The following is a 17,681-nucleotide window of genomic DNA, read 5'->3' as shown; positions in this document are numbered from 1 at the left end:
GGATGTGTTAGTTTGGCGCAATCACTGCGCCACGAATTAGTACTGATAAACAGTAACTAACGCGTAAAATTAATTATTAAATTAGGGTGAGAGGTATTTAATAATTAATTATTGCGGATGAAGTAACCTCCATCCGCTTACGCCTAAATAAAATAAATTACTTAGCGCGCGATTCTAGCATTTCAACTGCTGGTAGCTTTTTGCCTTCTAAAAACTCTAAAAACGCACCACCACCAGTAGAAATATACGATATTTTATCGCTAATGCCGTACTTATCAATTGCCGCTAAGGTGTCGCCACCGCCTGCAATCGAAAACGCATTTGAATTAGCAATAGCTTGGGCAATAGCACGAGTACCGTTACCAAATTGGTCAAACTCAAACACGCCAACAGGGCCATTCCATACTACAGTACCTGCATTAGCAATTATTTTTGCCAGCTTGTTTGCTGTATCTGGGCCAATATCAAAAATCATATCGTCGCTGGTAACTTCACTTACATCTTTAAGTGTTGCTACTGCTGAGTCTGAAAACTCATTCCCCACAACAACGTCAGTCGGTACTGGAATTTCACCATTGTTAGCAACAGCCGCTGCGCATAAGCGATTCGCTTCATCCATTAAATCAGCCTCGTAAAGCGATTTACCAACAGGATAACCCGCCGCCGCAATAAAGGTATTAGCAATACCGCCACCGGTTACTAGCTGATCAACAATTTTTGATAGTGAATCAAGCACAGTTAATTTAGTCGACACTTTAGAACCACCCACTATGGCCACTAATGGGCGAGCTGGGTTATCAAGTGCTTTGCTAAGTGCTTCAAGCTCTGCCGATAACAATGGCCCTGCACACGCAACATCTGCAAATAAACCTACGCCATGGGTAGAGGCTTGTGCGCGGTGCGCCGTACCAAATGCATCCATTACGTAAACATCACATAATGCAGCAAGTTGTTTAGATAGCGCTTCGTCGTTATTTTTTTCGCCTTTATTAAAGCGTACGTTCTCAAATACCACTACTTCGTTATCAGCAATCTCAACACCGTTTAGGTAATCTTTTTCTAAACGTACTGTTTGCTCTAGGGCATCGTTTAAGTAATTAACGACAGGAGCAAGAGAAAACTCTTCGTCATATTCCCCTTCCGTAGGACGGCCAAGGTGTGACATAACCATTACTTTTGCGCCTTTTTCAAGGGCTAACTTAATTGTTGGTAGCGCCGCACGAATACGCGCATCTGACGTCACTTTACCTGCTTTAACGGGTACATTTAAATCTTCACGAATTAATACACGCTTGCCGTTTAAATCTAAATCTGCCATTTTTATGACCGACATGAACATCTCCTTAGTTAACGATACTAAACCCAATAAAAGGCGGTTATTTTATATTAGTTATTTTTTCTAACGCGACCATTGCACGCGCAGTGTCGAGCATTCGATTAGCAAAACCCCACTCGTTATCGCACCAAACTAGTAACTTTATCAGTCGTTTATGACTAACTCGTGTTTGGGTACCATCTATAATACAAGAATGTGGATCATGATTAAAATCAATCGATACTAGTGGCTCTGCGGTGTAACTTAAAATGCCTTCAAGGCGATCTTTAGCTTGTGCTTTAAGCGCGCTATTTACTGCATTTAAATCTACATCGGTATTAACCGTTACACTTAAATCCATAGCCGTTACGTTAATAGTAGGCACGCGTACAGCAATGGCTTCAAAGCGGCCTTTAAATTTAGGTAAAATACGGTCTATACCGCGGGCTAGTTTTGTATCAACTGGAATAATAGATTGGCTGGCTGCGCGTGTACGGCGTAAATCGTGGTGGTAGGCATCAATTACCGGCTGATCGTTCATCGAGGCATGTATTGTGGTAATAGCACCCGATTCAATACCAAATGCATCATCTAACACTTTAATAACCGGCACTACACAGTTAGTAGTACACGAACCATTAGAGACGATAGTGTGCTCTGGTTTTAGCTCATCGTCGTTAATACCATAAACAATAGTGGCATCAACATCGTTATCAGCTGGATGCGAAAACAACACTTTTTTAGCGCCTGCGGTTAAATGTAGCTGTGCATGTTCGCGCGAGTGATAAACCCCAGTACATTCAAGTACTACGTCTACACCTAAGGTTTTCCAAGGTAATTCCGCCGGATTTGGCTCACAGAAAAGAGCAATAGCATCGCCTGCTACGCTAATGGTGTCCTCACCAAGCTTTACAGGAAAAGAGAAACGACCATGAGAGGTGTCGTATTTTAATAAGTGAGCAATAGCTTCAGGGTCAGCAAGTTCGTTAATCGCAACAATTTTTATGTCGTTGCTCAAACCTGATTCGTATAACGCGCGGACAATATTTCGACCAATACGACCAAAACCATTAATTGCAAGTTTGATTGCCATGAAATATAAAATCCACTCTTTTTGCGTGCAGATAAAGGCAATGTGCCTTTTAGATGGCGGTATTGTAATCGACCTTGAGCTTTATTATAAGAGGGAGCGATTAGAAACTTTAAATAAATGATAAGTTAAAAATTAAATATTAACTTATAAGCTGCTAGAGGCTCGGCTATATAAGGTAATAACCTTAGCTATAGCCGAAGCAGTTAAATTTTATGTAGTGTTACTCTAATTAATAGCTACACCCTAGCAGCTAAAACTTAATTATTACCATAGCCATTTATTAAAGTTATTTATCACCTAAATACTCTGCCATTATTTGTTCAATTTTTTGATCTTCTGCAAGCCTTAATAAAACTAAGTTAACGTCGTTAACTAGTTTACTGTCGGCTCTAAATGCGAAGCCGTAACCTTGCTTATAATACTCCGCACTTGGAATATGAATATTCTCTGCTTTATGTTTATTTTTATAAAACAACAATTGTGGACGGTCAAAAACAACGCCATCAACACTTTTATCTTTTAGTCTTTCCATGGCTTGGCTTAGGTTATTTACCAATACTTTTTGGCCTTGATGTTCTTCAATAAAGCCTATAGCTGGCGAGCCTGCTGATGCTGCAATTTTTTTACCTGGAAATTGTTCAACTTGTGTAATAGTAGAACTGCTAAAGCTTGATACGGTAAGAGTACTGGCAATACCTGCAATCATTGATGTAGCAAAAATTAATGAAATAATCATCCAACAACCAGCTACAACTCGGCCTTTTAAGCTCACCGGTGCCATGTCGCCATAACCTGTTGTACTCATAGTCACTATGGCTAGCCACATACCGTTAGCTATCCCTCTTTTTGGATCTGCAGGAAACTGCTCTGGAGAATGTTTGCGCTCAGCAAGCCAAAAGAGCAGCCCAACAATGGCTAGTAAAGATAAAAATATGGCAACAGCAATTAGTAATTGCATGCTAAAAAAGGGTTTTATTTTACCCCAAATACTGGCATTTTCATCGCGCGAGGCAATAGTAAGACTCGATTGGTAATAAGGCTGAGAAAACAGAAACTTTTCCACTCGCTCCGAGGTAATACTAATCGGCCCAGCAAGTAAATCAACTTCGCCTTGCTGCAAAGCGGTAAGTGCCTCATCAACCGTAGTAAAATATTTATATTGGTATTCCCAATTTTTTTTATCGGCTATATTTTCCCAAATTGTAAGTGAAATCCCCTCTCGTGAATTATTTTGGGGATTGTGTATAACAAAGGGAGCATCCCCCGCTACACCAACGGTCAAACCTGTCTCTGGCAAAGCACTTTGAGCATGCACCGATAAGATTAAAATTGCCATAAGGCTTAAAGCGCCTACACGTAATGAATTTAATATTTTTGTTAGCATAAAAACTCAATTGTTTGGGGTGATGTGAATAGCTTATAAGCTCACAAACATACTAATAGAATATGTATAAGGTTACGAAAGTGTAAAATAGTTTCAAGCTAAGGTCAAAAATAGCTTGATTTAGCGCTTAATTTTCAGATGGTAGCCTTAGCTTTCAGGTGAACTACCCATCGACGCCACTCCGTGTCGATCAATGGGCTTCTACAGCCTTGACTTAGAGACTAGGCTGCTTCTTTTTTCTCAGTTCCAACAGCAAACTTCGATAGCTCGAAGACTTTCGTTTTAATGGCTGATTTCTGCTGAGATGTGGGGGTAACCCTTGCGACGATCCCAGCCGCAATCAAATCTAATTCACCTGTTTTTGCTATGCTTTTAGCCGCTGACAAGTCTCGGTTTTGGTAAGTTTCACAAGCCGTACATGTGAAATATCTGTCGTTCAATGTCAAAACATGATGTTGGCCGCATTCAGAACAAACCCCAGTGGATTTTTCAAACCTGCCAATCTCGTGATAGAGTTTACCTTCAAGCTCAGTTTTGTATTTTGAAAGCTGAGTAATTAAGCCCATCACATTGTCGGCAACCATGCTGCCATTGAACTTTTGCATCCCTTTTACGTTTAAATCTTCGAACACTAAAATGTCATTTTCATTGGTTATCTGGCGTGAAATTTTGTGTGCAAAGTCGAGCCTTTGCCGTGAGATTTTGCCGTGTAATTTGTTGATGCGTTGTTTGGTTTTTTGCCAGCGATTTGAACCTTTAGTTCGGCGTGCAAGCTGGCGTTGCAATTGATTTAACTTTGTTTTTGACTGCTTTAAAAACGTGGGGTTATCGACCACAAAACCATCTGAGCCAACAACAGTTTGCTTTGAGTTAATGTCAAAACCTGTGATTGTTTTTAAAACTTGTTTAGCTGTTTTGCACTCAACTTCCTGAGTGATGCTGCATCCCCATTTTCCGTGGTGATACTGGATAGTTACAGTCTTGATTTTACTTGCTAGTTTGCGATGCAAGATAATGGGTATCTTGCCTACCTTTGGGATACTGATAGCGCCATTTTCAATGCGGATACAGTGCGAGTTATTGACCGCTCGAAAACTATCGTTGTGACGTTTTTTCTTTTTATATGAGATCTTGTGCTTTGGAAAGCGTTGCAAGCGACCTTTAGTAAAAACATTCTTGAGCGCTAATTCCAGGTCGCGGGCAACTTGTTGAGCTGCCGCAGAATCGAATGCTTTGATCCAGTTAAACTCTTCGAACGTCTTGATATCTTTAAGTAGTGAGGCCATGTCTTTGTAAAACAAAAACGTTTTATCGTGCTCGTATCGACGTATGTTCTCAGACAACAATAAGTTCCAAATGCCACGCGCTGTCGCGCCAAACTCAACGAGTTTAGCTTCTTGCTCTGGCGTAGGATTTAGCCTGTAGTTGTATCTAAGCGTCTTTTTCATATACTGTATAGACTACTGTATGGAAATGAGTTGTCAAGATGGAATATGAAACTAAATCTCACTGTAAATATTTAATAGCGCTACATTTAATACTTGTGGTTAAATATAGAAAACAATTGTTAAAAGGTGATGTAGGTGATTTTGTAAAACAAAAAATCACTGAAATTGCAGAGCGCTCAGAATTTAATATCGAAGAGATCGAGGTGGACAAAGATCATATACACATATTGCTAACGATCTCTCCCAATATCAGTGTTGCGAGTTACGTTAGGAGAATTAAACAATCTACAACGCAAAGTCTATGGTCGAGATTTAAATGGTTTAAAAAGCAATTCTGGGTTAAAAAAACATTTTGGTCTGACGGATATTTTGTTTGCTCTGTTGGAAATGCGGCTGCTGATACAATTCGAAAATACATTCAAGAGCAGGGCTAACTATTCCGATTCATCCCATCGACGCCGCTTCGCGTCGATCAATGGGTTTTCTCGGAAAATTTCGATAAAAATAAAGCCAAGTACGGTGTTTAAAATGCATAAACACTATTTATTAAAGAGGTTAAGAGTGCATAAAGTAGTGATTTAAATCGTAGCAAATAAAGCTAGCAACTAAACAAGCTCCCTCACTTTTAATCCTCTGCCGCTACTTATTTGATGGCACTGCGCCAAAAATAATTCTGCTGTGGCTTGTGCGTCGGTAAGTGCGTGATGGCAATGATAACTAGGCAGTTCGTAGCGATTACGACATTCGTTAAGCGTTAAATCATCTTGCTTTATTTCGACGCCTTGATGTTGCAGGCGCTTTTTTTCTATTTGTAAGGTACAGAGTATTAGTTTTGGCCGCGTAGTAATATTGGCATTTTTAAGCGCTGGTTTTAAAAACCCCCAGTCGAGCATGGCATTATGAAACACTAAAATGCAGTCAGTAAAATGCTCGCTAAGATGCTCTAAAATACTATGTAAACTTTGCCCTGCAGCTACATTATCATTATTAATGCCGTGATAAACTGGGCTTTGCGCCAAGTTTTTAACCTCTTTATTAATTAAATGCTGCGACTGACTCATTTTTATACATTGGTTTTCTATAACCACCCAAGCTAGCGACACTATTTCGTGCTGCTTGGCGTCAAGCCCAGTTAGTTCTAAGTCAATCACTAGGTAGCGCTGCTTTAAAGCAGCGTGTGCCAGTAGCTGTCGCCTTTTAAAATAACGAGTAATTAAGCGCTTAACCATAATGTTTATTACTCGCTTTGTGCGCCACTTTTTTATAAACAGCCATGCTATAAGCTACCACGGGCAAATTTAAACACAGCGGCTTGCTGCGCTTGTTTTACCAGATAAAATGCTTCTTTGAGTTGGTGGCGCTCTAAAGAGTTTAATTGGTCAGGGTTAATACAATTACTGGGCAGCCCTTCTTGATTTATTTGCGTGCTTAATCGCAGCTGGGTTAAAAAACGCCAGCAATCTTTTAGATTATAAATATCTTCTTTGCTGAGTAAAGTGTGTTTTAACAATGTGTCTAAACGCTCTTGGGTATTGGCGCGGCGAATCCCCGCTCTTAATGCATATAAACGCACTATGTCGTTAATTATTACTACGCCACGTTTTTTTAAGTCGATATATTTATAGTTTTTTTCTGTTTTTTCGGTTTTAAAATTATTAAACAAGCCTATAGGCACGCTGTTTGAGTCAATGTCGTTGGCCATGGCGGCGTAAAATAATTCGTTGCGTGACATGTGCGTAAGTTGCTCATAAAACTTACTATAAAGTGTGTGTGAGCCTTCGATAAAGCGTAAATCAAAAAATATTTTACAGTTGAGCATGGCTTGAGGGGTTGGGCTGCTTATCCATTTAAAAAAGCGCTCGCGCCAGTCACTAATACTCATTCGGCACAACTCGCTACTGGCCATTATATTGCCAGGGCAGCGTCTAATGCCGCACTCGACTAAGTTTTCGCAAACATATTCACCCATACCTTTAAAATAGACTAACTCATCGTCATTTAAACCATCGGGTAATAATAAGCCATTGTCTTGATCTGAATGTAGGGTTTGTTCTTCACGGGCTTGCGAGCCAAAACAAATAAAACTAAAACTACTTGGTGCTACTCCATGTTCTTGTTGATACAAGTAAATTAGCCGCGAGGTGAGTGCATCGGTTAGGCCACTGAGTAATTTGCCAATTATCGATATGTCGTCAATATTATACGAGAAGCCGCGTAGCAACTCTGGGATCTCTTTGGCGTAGCGTTTTAAATCGGCAATAGCACGCGCTTTATAAATACGACCTATAAGTTGTACCGGGTCGCTTTTTTGCTGGCGTAATAAATCGGTACTGGTGATCATTCCCAAAGGTTTGTGGTTTTCGTCAAGTACCGGAATATGATGAATATTATGTTTAAGCATTAAGTGTAGCGCTGAAAACACCCGGTTATTTTCAAAAATAAACTTGGGTTTTGCTGTCATTATGCTGCTTACGCTTTGCTGAGGATCAACTTCATCTGCCAGTACCCGATTACGCAAGTCGCGGTCGGTTACTACCCCAACCAAATGCGCATCTTGGGTGATCATAATAGATGACACGCCATACTCTTGCATTTGTTTTGCCGCGTGGCGAATACTCGAATCTGGCGTTAAAGTAATGGCTTTTCGGGTCATTAACTCTGATATTTTCCTCTCCGACCAGCTTTCAGTTTTACTTTTATAATGTGATGAGAGTAAGCGGTTTGCATGAGCGCGAACAAAATATTGTTCAAACGGTTTATATTCACGGCGCAAATAATCAAACGGCTCCTGAGGCAGCATATACACTATGCCCTCTTTTTGTACTTCCAACCTGTTTTGCATCGCCTCACCGGTTAATAACGACGGAAAACCAAAATAATCACCTTGTGCTAAACGCGTAACTATATCGCCTTTACTATCCACTAAATCGTATAAGCCTGAGCGAATTAAAAATAACTTAGGATGCTCACTTTGCAGCCATTGTGCTTGGTTTTCGCGGTTGAGGTAAGCAATATCAAGGTGCTTTACAAAATAGCTGCAAGCACTCGCCTCAAGCATGCTAAACGGGGCCTGCATTGTTACAAATTGGGTTATATCTTGCTGCTCTGCACTCATAGTTACGCTCGTTAAGTGATTTATATAAGGTTTAATGTAATCATTTATTAAACAAATAAAAAGCCCGACTTAAGTCGGGCTTTTGGTACTTTTATTGCCTGTTAAGCAAATAGATTTAGTGATCGTGAGCTTCACTAGATCCTTTAGGATTACGAATACCTTCAACCAACTGCTGAATTTCCAGTGGTGTCGGTTTAGTAAATTTAAGTACTATTGCAGCAACTGCAAAGTTAATTATCATACCTACTAAGCCAATACCTTCAGGCGAAATACCTAAAAACCAATGCTCGGCACTATTAAGCTCTGGGCTAACAAATTTAAAGTAAATAATATAACCAGCAGTAAAACCAATACCCGTTACCATGCCAGCAATTGCGCCTTCTCTGTTCATTGCTTTAGAGAATATACCCATAATAATAGCTGGGAAGAAACTCGCTGCCGCTAAACCGAAGGCAAATGCAACCACCGATGCCACAAACCCTGGTGGATTAATCCCAAAGTAGGCTGATATAACAATAGCGACCATGGCAGCTAACCTCGCTGCGAGTAACTCTTGCTTATCGCTAATATTGGGCTTAAGGGTTCGCTTGAGTAAATCGTGCGATACGGAGGTAGAAATAACTAACAGTAAACCTGCGGTTGTTGATAATGCTGCTGCAATACCACCGGCAGCAACTAGGGCAATAACCCATGCTGGTAAGTTAGCAATTTCGGGATTAGCAAGTACCATAATGTCGCGGTCAACATCTACTTCATTAGCACTGTTTGGATCGTCAATGCTGCCTGAAGTGTAAAACATTTTGCCATCACCATTTTTATCATTAAAGGTAATTAAGCCGGTACGTTCCCAGTTTTTGATCCACGTTGGTGCTTGTGCATACTCAGTACCGCTACCATCTTTACCGTTAATTGTATCAACCATGTTTACGCGAGCAAATGCAGCAACTGCTGGTGCTGTAGTATAAACAATAGCAATAAACACTAAGGTCCATGCCGCTGATATACGCGTATCTTTAACGCGAGGTACAGTGAAAAAGCGAACAATTACATGTGGTAAACCTGCAGTACCCACCATTAATGCACCGGTAATAGCAAATACATCAATCATGCTCTTAGAACCTTCGGTATACTGAGAAAAGCCTAATTGCGAACTTATGCCATCTAGCTTATCAAGTACATAAGCACCTTCTCCGCCAATTAATGTGGCACCAAAACCAGTTTGTGGCAAAAAGTGACCTGTCATCATCATAGAGATAAAAATAGCCGGTACTAAGTAAGCAAATACCAGCACACAATACTGTGCAACTTGCGTATATGTAATGCCTTTCATACCACCTAAAACAGCATAAAAGAATACAATAACCATACCTATGTATACACCGGTTTCAATTTCTACTTCTAAAAAGCGAGAAAAAACCACGCCTACGCCACGCATTTGCCCTGCAATGTAGGTAAAACAAATGAATATGGCACAAAAAATAGCAACTAAACGCGCTGTACGTGAGTAGTAACGGTCGCCAATAAAGTCTGGCACAGTAAACTTGCCGAATTTACGTAAGTAAGGCGCTAAACACATGGCAAGTAATACATAACCACCTGTCCACCCCATTAAGTAAACGCCGCCGTCGTAACCCGCAAACGAAATAATACCCGCCATTGAAATAAACGATGCCGCGCTCATCCAATCGGCAGCGGTTGCCATACCATTAGCTAAGGGAGGTACGCCGCCACCCGCTACATAAAACTCTTTAGTTGAACCCGCTCGGGCCCAAATTGCAATGCCGATATAAAGCGCGAAGCTTAAACCAACAATTAAAAACGTGAGTGTTTGAACATCCATTGCTTAGCTCCTATTCGTCTACGCCATATTTTTTATCTAACGTATTCATTTTGACTACGTACACAAAAATCAAAGCCACAAAGGTATAAATTGAACCTTGCTGGGAGAACCAGAAGCCAAGTTTAAACCCAAAGAAACGTACTTCATTAAGTACATCAACCAGTAATATGCCAAAACCAAATGACACGACAAACCACACTGCTAATAATTTAAATAACAGTGAAATATTTTCCGCCCAATAAGCTTTTGCTTGTTCTTCATCTTTAAAAGCCATTTTTATTTTCCCCTTTAAGCATCACTAAAAAGTAATGAGTGGTTTATTTTTCATCTACCAATTTAGCAACGCAATACAAATATTGAATTGCGACCATAGTCGTAACAGCCTGTTAACTTTCTGGCGAAAAACCAGTATTTAGCTGATATTAAAATCAAAAAGTATTATTTTTCAGCTGTTTAAAACTTTACTTAGATACCGCTCGTTAACATTTTGATAGAATTTAGATTGCATGCGACATTAGTCTTATACTGTATTGCTATAATTTAATGTTTATAAATAGCAATTAAAAACAACAGCTTAAACTTATAAATAAATATCGCACCCACACTTAATTCAAGCTCTGGTATTGTGTATAGTCCATGCTAGTTGAGTGCATATTCAAAAAGGTTTAATAAATACATGACTGCCGTACTAATCTTTGTTGCTTTGAGCTATATAGGAGTGCTGTTTTGGCTCGCAAGTTGGGGCGATAAAACCACGCCTTTGGCTAAGCGTATTAGTCATCATCCTTTTGTGTATGCATTTTCACTGGGTATTTATTGTACATCTTGGACCTACTACGGCTCGGTAGGAACTGCAGCCACGAGTAGTTGGAGTTTTTTGCCCATACTACTAGGCCCCGCATTATTATTTTTTTTCGGCCAAGGTTTTTTACGTAAATTAGTTTTAGTGAGTAAAAAGCAAAATATTACTACCATTGCCGACTTTATTTCTGCCCGTTATGGCAAGCGCCAAACCACCGCTATTATGGTGACTTTAATCGCGCTACTAGCGACTATTCCGTATATTGCGCTGCAATTAAAAGCGCTCAGTTCGAGCTTTTTACTGCTGCAAACAAGTAATAAAATATCTGGAGATATAGTCGCCCTGTCGGCAACTTTAATTATGGCGTTATTTGCGATATTTTTTGGCACTCGAAAAGTTGATGTCACTGAATATCGCTCAGGGCTAATGCTTGCTGTAGCATTTGAATCACTTATAAAACTAATTGCACTCATGGCGGTGGCTGGGCTGGCTGTGTATTCTTTATTTAACTTACCTGAGTCTTATGCTAATCAAGTAGACGAGCCTTTGTGGACACACTGGGCCGACTTTGACTTTTTTAGTTTTAACTTTATTGGCCAGTCATTAATGGCTGCGGCGGCTATTATTTGTCTACCGCGTCAGTTTCATGTCACCGTGGTCGACAATCAAGACAAGCGTCATTTATTTACCGCGCGCTGGGCGTTTCCATTGTACTTATTGCTTACCGCAGCAATGATTTTTCCAATAGCAACCGCCGCTATTCACCCAGAAATAGGCCGTAGCTTTTCGCCCGATAGCTTTGTGTTAGCCCTACCTATGCTGCACTATAATGCCTTTTTAACCACCTTCGTTTTTATTGGTGGCTTGTCGGCGGCCACCGCTATGATAGTGGTAGCAACACTCACTTTAAGTACTATGATTTCAAACGATGTAGTGCTGCCCCTAATACTACGTCGCAAATTTAAACGTAACTTAATAACCACCAGCTATAGATCGAGAATACTATTAGTACGACGCTTTGCTATTGCCGGTATTTTAACCTTGGCTTATTTTTATCAGCATTGGTTTGGTCACGGAAGTGCATTAGCGAGCATGGGCTTGGTGGCATTTTCGTTAGTAACCCAATTATTACCCGCTATTGTAGGTGGTTTATATTGGCGAAAAGGCCATGCTTATGGCGTTTATGCGGGCTTACTTGCAGGCTTTATATGCTGGGTGCTGTTTTTAATGCTGCCTATTTTAGATGCTGGCAACACGCTAAATAACGAGCTACAACAAACCCTTATGACCCGCGGCACGCTGATTGCGTTATTTGCTAACATAGGTTGTTATATTAGCTTTTCGTTAGGGGCTGAGGAGCGATTAATTGATAAAATTCAGGCTGCTGCATTTGTTAACCCAAAAGATCAGACTATTTTATCAAAGCGTTTAAATAAAGATGTAAAAGCCACAGTATACGACTTTAAAATACTGCTACAGACCTTTTTAGGCATTCAGCGCAGCCAGCAAGTATTAGCCAATTATGCCCTAGCCCATCATTTAAGTGACAACGACGCGCACCCCAAACCTGAATTTATTGCCTATTGCGAACGTGCGTTAACCGGTGTGCTTGGTGCATCGTCAGCTCAGGCATTAGTGCACACTGTATCGTCTGGTAAGCGCATGGCATTTGAAGAAGTGGTTAACTTTTTTGATGAAACTACCCAAGCACTGCAATTTAACCAAAACTTATTATTTACCTCACTTGAAAACTTAAGCCATGGTCTTTCTGTGGTCGACAAAGATTTAAAACTTGTTGCTTGGAATAAACGCTATAGCGAAATGTTTAATTACCCTGAAGGCTTTTTAGAAGTGAGCCAACCGGTAGAAGACATAATACGTTATAACGCAGAGCGTGGTGAATGTGGTCCAGGCGAAATAGAACGCCATGTAGATAAGCGGGTTCGTCATTTAAAAAATGGCACCTCGCATCATTTTATTCGCCACCGCCGCAACGGCCAAGTGTACGAAATGATAGGTAACCCTTTGCCTGATGGCGGCTTTGTTACCAGCTTTTCAGACATAACAACACATATTAATACTCAAAATGCGCTGGAAGAAATTAATATCGATTTAGAAAACCGCATCGAGGCGCGTACTCAAGAAGTACAAACCATTAATAAAGACCTTCAAGCGCAAATAGATAGCCGAGTCCAAACTGAGCAGGCGCTAACTTTAGCCAAACGTGAGGCCGAAAAAGCCAACGACAGTAAAACCCGCTTTTTAGCACTGGCGAGCCACGATATTTTACAGCCATTAAATGCCGCGCGCTTATACCTTGCCGCCATTGACGAAAAGCAGCTCAATAGCACTAATCAAAATAATCTGGATAAGCTAGGAGACAGCCTAGACTCTACCGTGCATTTAATGTCGGCTCTGCTCGAAATAGCCAAGTTAGAACAAGGCGCAATGGCGCCTACACCACGCCACTTTTGTATTGACGATATTTTGCAACCGCTTAAAAGCGAGTCGAGTATTTTACTCAGTGTAAAAGGGTTATCGTTCAAAGTGCTTTCTAACCAACAAATAGTGCACAGCGATATTACTTATTTACGACGCATTATCCAAAACCTGCTCTCTAATGCAATTAAGTACACACAAAGCGGTAAAGTTTTAATTGCCTGTAGAAACCGTAAACATAGCCTGCGCATAGAAGTATGGGATACAGGACAAGGGATCAGTGAAGCAGAGCAAGCTAAAATTTTTAATGACTTCTACCGGGTTGAGGCTGGCGACAATAAAGGCATAGGCTTAGGTCTAGGAGTAGTAAAAAGAATGGCTGACTTACTCAGCTTACCGCTTGATGTATGCTCAGTGCCTAATAAAGGCAGCCGCTTTAGTATTGAAGTACCTTATGGTGATGCAAAATTTGTACAGCATAAAAATATTGCTAATAGTGTAATGGAAAACCGCGCCGCCATTAATATTGTTGCCGTTGACGACGATCCTGCCAATCTAGCTGCCATGGCAAGCTTACTCAACAAATGGCAAGCCAATTACACCTTATTTGATAACGTTGAACAGGTGCTTGCGCACGCTAATGAGCACAGCGCACCCGATGTGATTTTAATGGATTACCAGTTAGGTAATGATTGCGACGGCATAACACTTATAAAAACCCTGAGAGATATTTGGCAACACCAAGTCCCTGCTATCTTAATAACAGCGGTGCGCGATGAAGAGCTTAAACTAGAAACTAAAGCGGCTAATATTCATTATCTAAGTAAGCCTATTAAACCGGGCAAACTAAAAGCGCTGCTAAATCACAGTACTTAAAAATTATACCCAGCCTGTTAGTAATAGCGGGCTGGGTTTTCCTTTACTTTATTTTATAAAGGCTTAAGCAAGGTTAGCGCGGCTTCTCAGCTTTTGAAACAACCAGCTAAGCCCGACTAAAGATAACCCTAATCCAATAAACGATATCGCTTTTAGTAAACCTGTTAAGTTTGCCATATCGATTAAAAATACTTTTAAAATAACCGCGGCCAATAAGCCTAAACCTACTTTTTGTATTAGTAGCTGATTTTTAAGATGGCCCACAATAACCGTACTTGCTCCCAGTACTAGCCAAATAATAGAATAGCTGTAAAGCTCAGCGTTACCTACCCCCTTAGATAAGTAAATATACGCCCCTTGCCAATATTGACGAATTAAACTGTTAATTGCCAAGAAGGTAAATATTCCCGCAATTGCGAGAACTATTGCAATTACCTTAGTATTTATAGCTTTGCTATTTATAGTTTTAAGTAACCTTGCTAACCACAAAGTTAACCCTGCAGGTACTAACCATAATAACAATAACCAGTTAAATATTGGCGTTGTACCAATATCTATTGCACTCAATAACGGATTGTCGTCAACTAAGGTTTTTAGTGCAAACACACCAGCTAAGCCCGCCAATGCAAAGCCACCAATGCGATACAGTTTTGCTAAACTCCCTGCTATTCGCGCGCGATATAAATACACACAACCTAACCCAAGCCAGTTACAAACCAGTAATACTTGCTCGTAAAAACTCAATGAATCAAATTGTGGATAATGCCCTACTAGCTGATAACTGGTTTCGGTGGTAATAAATAATGCCAAGCAATGCAGCGCTGCACCTTCTAGCCATAACTGCATTTTTGATGTGTTAAAACATCTTGCTGCAACATAAAATAGCACCATACACAGCGGGTACACCACTATACTCCAGTGCAAACCAAAAATAGTAAGAGCCTCGTAACTTGGTGTCCAAGGTGAGAAAGTTAGTCGCAATAATAATGCTGCCACCAGTGCTTTAATAGGCCAATGTGGCATAGGTATGCTGTGGCGTTTGATCAGCAAGCTAATCAATAACACTTGAATAGCCAGCGCTATGGTTAAGCCACTGTCGTTTAATAGCATAGTAATCGCGAGCGTAATATTAGCATTTGCTGCTATCCAGTAGGTAAAACGCTGATACAAACTAGCACTGTGCTGCGCACTTTTTATTAAAACAGCACTACCAACAAGTAATATAACTGCCCAAAGCGGATACGCTGTACTTAACGCTGAATTAGGAATAAGTGCGTATAACGTGGCTATCATTAAAAATAAACTAAATGCGCCGGTAATATGAAATGCCAAGCGCTTAGGAAACTTACGACCAAAATAAAGGCCATAAGCAGTCAAAGTAAAACCTAGTATTAAACCTAGTCCATATTCTTGTTTAAATATAAACAAGGCATCATCAAAATCAAAAGTTTGCTGGGTACTGACTAAAACGATAAAGGCTATTACTAAACACACAGCTTGCCATAAATCCCAGCGGCTATTTTTTAATACTAAAAACAGCATTAGCACTAAAGTTATTAAGCTAAATATCTGAAACTGCGCGTCGAACCTATGCAATAGCATCATCAAAATAAACGGTGCGGTAAACACTAACATTAACGGGTGATCGGGCAGTACATTAATTAAACGCTTTAAGCTGTGCGGTCGAAACTCAATTAGCGCAAACCTTACCCCTAACCGAGGGATAGCTATAAGACTAATAATACTGGCGACTGCATAAACACCCAGTAACCAAATGGTGCTGCTTTCGAGCAAAACAAAACCCGCTAAGTACCAAAAAACATGCCCAGCCCAGAGTAAATACCACAGCCAAATACGCTGTACTTGGTGCGCCACTATGGCGGCAAATAAACTAACAAAGCCAACATACATAAATAAAGAAAATAAATTAACGCTATTACTACTAACCCAAATAGGCACGCTGTAGGCACCAATAATGCCCAAAACAGCAAGTAAAGGGCCAAACTTAATTGCCATAACGCTTGCACTTAAAGCTATAATCGCCAATAGCACAAATGCAACAGTGGAGCTAAGCATGGCGTAGTTACTGTAAGCAAGTAAGGCTAACGCAAAGCAGGTAATAAAGCCGCCACTAGCAAGGGCTGCCGGAATATAGTTATTAAACCCTTCAAATATAATACGTTTATAATGTAAATACCCAGCAGCTGCTATTAAACCAAGGCCAAATAATGCACCTAAACTCAACCGCATAACGGGCGAAAGTAACCCAGCTTCTAAGCTGTATTTTGCTAAAAAAATACCGCCAAACGCAAGCGCTATCGCGCCTATCCAGGTCATCCAGTTTTCTTCAAGTCCTGCACGTAATTTATTAAATAATGTATTTAAAACGCTAGGTTTTTTAGGGAAGGTATTTGTTTTAGCTGTTTTAGTAACTGCAGCTTCATTGCCGCTTATAGCCGCAGTTTTTACCTGCGTTGAAACAGTTGCTGGTGTGCTTACTTGGGGTTGTGGTTGCGCTTGTGGTGGCGCTTGCTTACTAGCAAGCGGTGTTAATTGCTCTTGTTGCTGGAGTAAACTATTAACTTTAGCTGTTAACTGCACAACTTGCTGCCTTAAACTTTTAAGCTGTGTAAGTGCAATAAACCCGCAAATAGCGCCTGCTATTATCGCTAATATAAATAGCCCTACTAACCCAATCAACTCATCCATGGCATGCTCTTATTATTTTATTTAATATAAATTAGCGGTATTAAATTACCGTCGTTAACCACCATATACCGATTACAAAAACAGTTAAAGTAATCATGGCTTTAGTTTTATGTTTACTAATAAGTTGCTCGGCTTTATTACCGGCGTAATACACAACTACCGCTAAAGCAAAATATCGTATAGCACGCGAAATTGCGCTGGCTAATAAAAATAACCCGAGGGAATATTTAGTCGCCCCCGCTGCCAGCATGGCTATTTGAAATGGAATAGGCACTATGCCTAGCGTTATTACAAACCAGAAGCCTTGATTGTGCATTTGTTGTTTAACATTTTCAAACTGCTCGGGGCTTGAGAAACTATTAATAACCCAATCGCCAACTGCATCAAATAAGTAATAACCCAGCGCATAACCAAATAACGCCCCCACAATACATCCCAAAGTGGCCATTAAAGCAATAAGCCATAATTTTTCACGACGCGCTTGCATTAAGGGTACTAAAACAGCTTCAAGCGGAATAGGTACTATGGTCGACTCTAAAAACGACGCCACGGTAATGCCACTGAGCATATGTTTAGATTCAATAAAATTACGTGTTTTTTGTTTAAGCTTTTTTTGAATCGCCATAATAACTCCCTTTCATTGTGAATAAAACGCGATTT

The 17,681-nt window shown here is 40.3% G+C and carries 12 protein-coding genes; 2 read left to right on the top strand and 10 right to left on the bottom strand.

The genetic code is table 11. The annotated features are described in order from the left end of the window. Positions 1–157: 157 nt before the first annotated feature. The 4 genes from CIK86_RS01085 to CIK86_RS01070 form a co-directional block, all read right to left on the bottom strand. Positions 158–1,333 carry a phosphoglycerate kinase gene (locus CIK86_RS01085; RefSeq protein WP_086998023.1) on the bottom strand — a complete coding sequence of 392 codons (1,176 nt, stop codon included), beginning with the start codon at positions 1,331–1,333 and terminating at the stop codon, positions 158–160. Positions 1,334–1,376: 43 nt separating this feature from the next. Further along, on the bottom strand, positions 1,377–2,408 hold the full coding sequence (gene epd / locus CIK86_RS01080; RefSeq protein WP_086998020.1) for an erythrose-4-phosphate dehydrogenase: 1,032 nt from the start codon (positions 2,406–2,408) through the stop codon (positions 1,377–1,379). Between the two features lie 286 nt (positions 2,409–2,694). Further along, positions 2,695–3,744 carry a transporter substrate-binding domain-containing protein gene (locus tag CIK86_RS01075; RefSeq protein ID WP_086998096.1) on the bottom strand — a complete coding sequence of 350 codons (1,050 nt, stop codon included), beginning with the start codon at positions 3,742–3,744 and terminating at the stop codon, positions 2,695–2,697. A gap of 269 nt (positions 3,745–4,013) precedes the next feature. After that, positions 4,014–5,240, bottom strand: a complete 1,227-nt coding sequence (locus tag CIK86_RS01070) for an RNA-guided endonuclease TnpB family protein (protein ID WP_096317073.1) — start codon at positions 5,238–5,240, stop codon at positions 4,014–4,016. Between the two features lie 38 nt (positions 5,241–5,278). On the opposite strand from CIK86_RS01070, the gene tnpA reads away from it, so the two are divergent. Then, positions 5,279–5,674: an IS200/IS605 family transposase gene (gene tnpA / locus CIK86_RS01065; protein WP_011327281.1), complete on the top strand. Its 396-nt coding sequence runs from the start codon at positions 5,279–5,281 to the stop codon at positions 5,672–5,674. A gap of 171 nt (positions 5,675–5,845) precedes the next feature. On the opposite strand, the gene CIK86_RS01060 is transcribed toward tnpA, so the two are convergent. From CIK86_RS01060 to CIK86_RS01045, 4 genes are all read right to left on the bottom strand, one after another. Continuing rightward, entirely contained in the window at positions 5,846–6,469 is a 624-nt protein-coding gene (locus CIK86_RS01060) for a 3'-5' exonuclease (protein ID WP_086997359.1), read from the bottom strand. A 47-nt stretch (positions 6,470–6,516) separates the two neighbouring features. After that, on the bottom strand, positions 6,517–8,355 hold the full coding sequence (locus CIK86_RS01055; RefSeq protein ID WP_086997356.1) for a DUF294 nucleotidyltransferase-like domain-containing protein: 1,839 nt from the start codon (positions 8,353–8,355) through the stop codon (positions 6,517–6,519). Between the two features lie 115 nt (positions 8,356–8,470). Then, positions 8,471–10,195 carry a sodium:solute symporter family protein gene (locus CIK86_RS01050; protein WP_011327287.1) on the bottom strand — a complete coding sequence of 575 codons (1,725 nt, stop codon included), beginning with the start codon at positions 10,193–10,195 and terminating at the stop codon, positions 8,471–8,473. Positions 10,196–10,205: 10 nt separating this feature from the next. Then, positions 10,206–10,469: a DUF4212 domain-containing protein gene (locus CIK86_RS01045; RefSeq protein WP_011327286.1), complete on the bottom strand. Its 264-nt coding sequence runs from the start codon at positions 10,467–10,469 to the stop codon at positions 10,206–10,208. Positions 10,470–10,871: 402 nt separating this feature from the next. Here CIK86_RS01045 and CIK86_RS01040 point away from each other — a divergent pair, with 402 nt between their 5' ends. After that, positions 10,872–14,312: a PAS-domain containing protein gene (locus CIK86_RS01040; RefSeq protein WP_086997353.1), complete on the top strand. Its 3,441-nt coding sequence runs from the start codon at positions 10,872–10,874 to the stop codon at positions 14,310–14,312. Positions 14,313–14,375: 63 nt separating this feature from the next. Here CIK86_RS01040 and CIK86_RS01035 read toward each other — a convergent pair whose 3' ends face one another. Both CIK86_RS01035 and CIK86_RS01030 read right to left on the bottom strand, forming a co-directional pair. Then, positions 14,376–17,021 (bottom strand): DUF2339 domain-containing protein, encoded by a 2,646-nt coding sequence (locus CIK86_RS01035; RefSeq protein ID WP_086997350.1) that lies wholly within the window; start codon positions 17,019–17,021, stop codon positions 14,376–14,378. A gap of 40 nt (positions 17,022–17,061) precedes the next feature. Then, on the bottom strand, positions 17,062–17,646 hold the full coding sequence (locus CIK86_RS01030) for a VTT domain-containing protein (RefSeq protein WP_011327283.1): 585 nt from the start codon (positions 17,644–17,646) through the stop codon (positions 17,062–17,064). Between the last annotated feature and the right edge of the window lie 35 nt (positions 17,647–17,681).

It is taken from the genome of Pseudoalteromonas sp. JB197 (assembly GCF_002332205.1).
In the GTDB taxonomy this organism is placed as follows: domain Bacteria; phylum Pseudomonadota; class Gammaproteobacteria; order Enterobacterales; family Alteromonadaceae; genus Pseudoalteromonas; species Pseudoalteromonas nigrifaciens.
The sequence above is the reverse complement of the archived record's forward strand: the minus strand, read 5'-3'. Positions and strand labels throughout refer to the sequence as shown.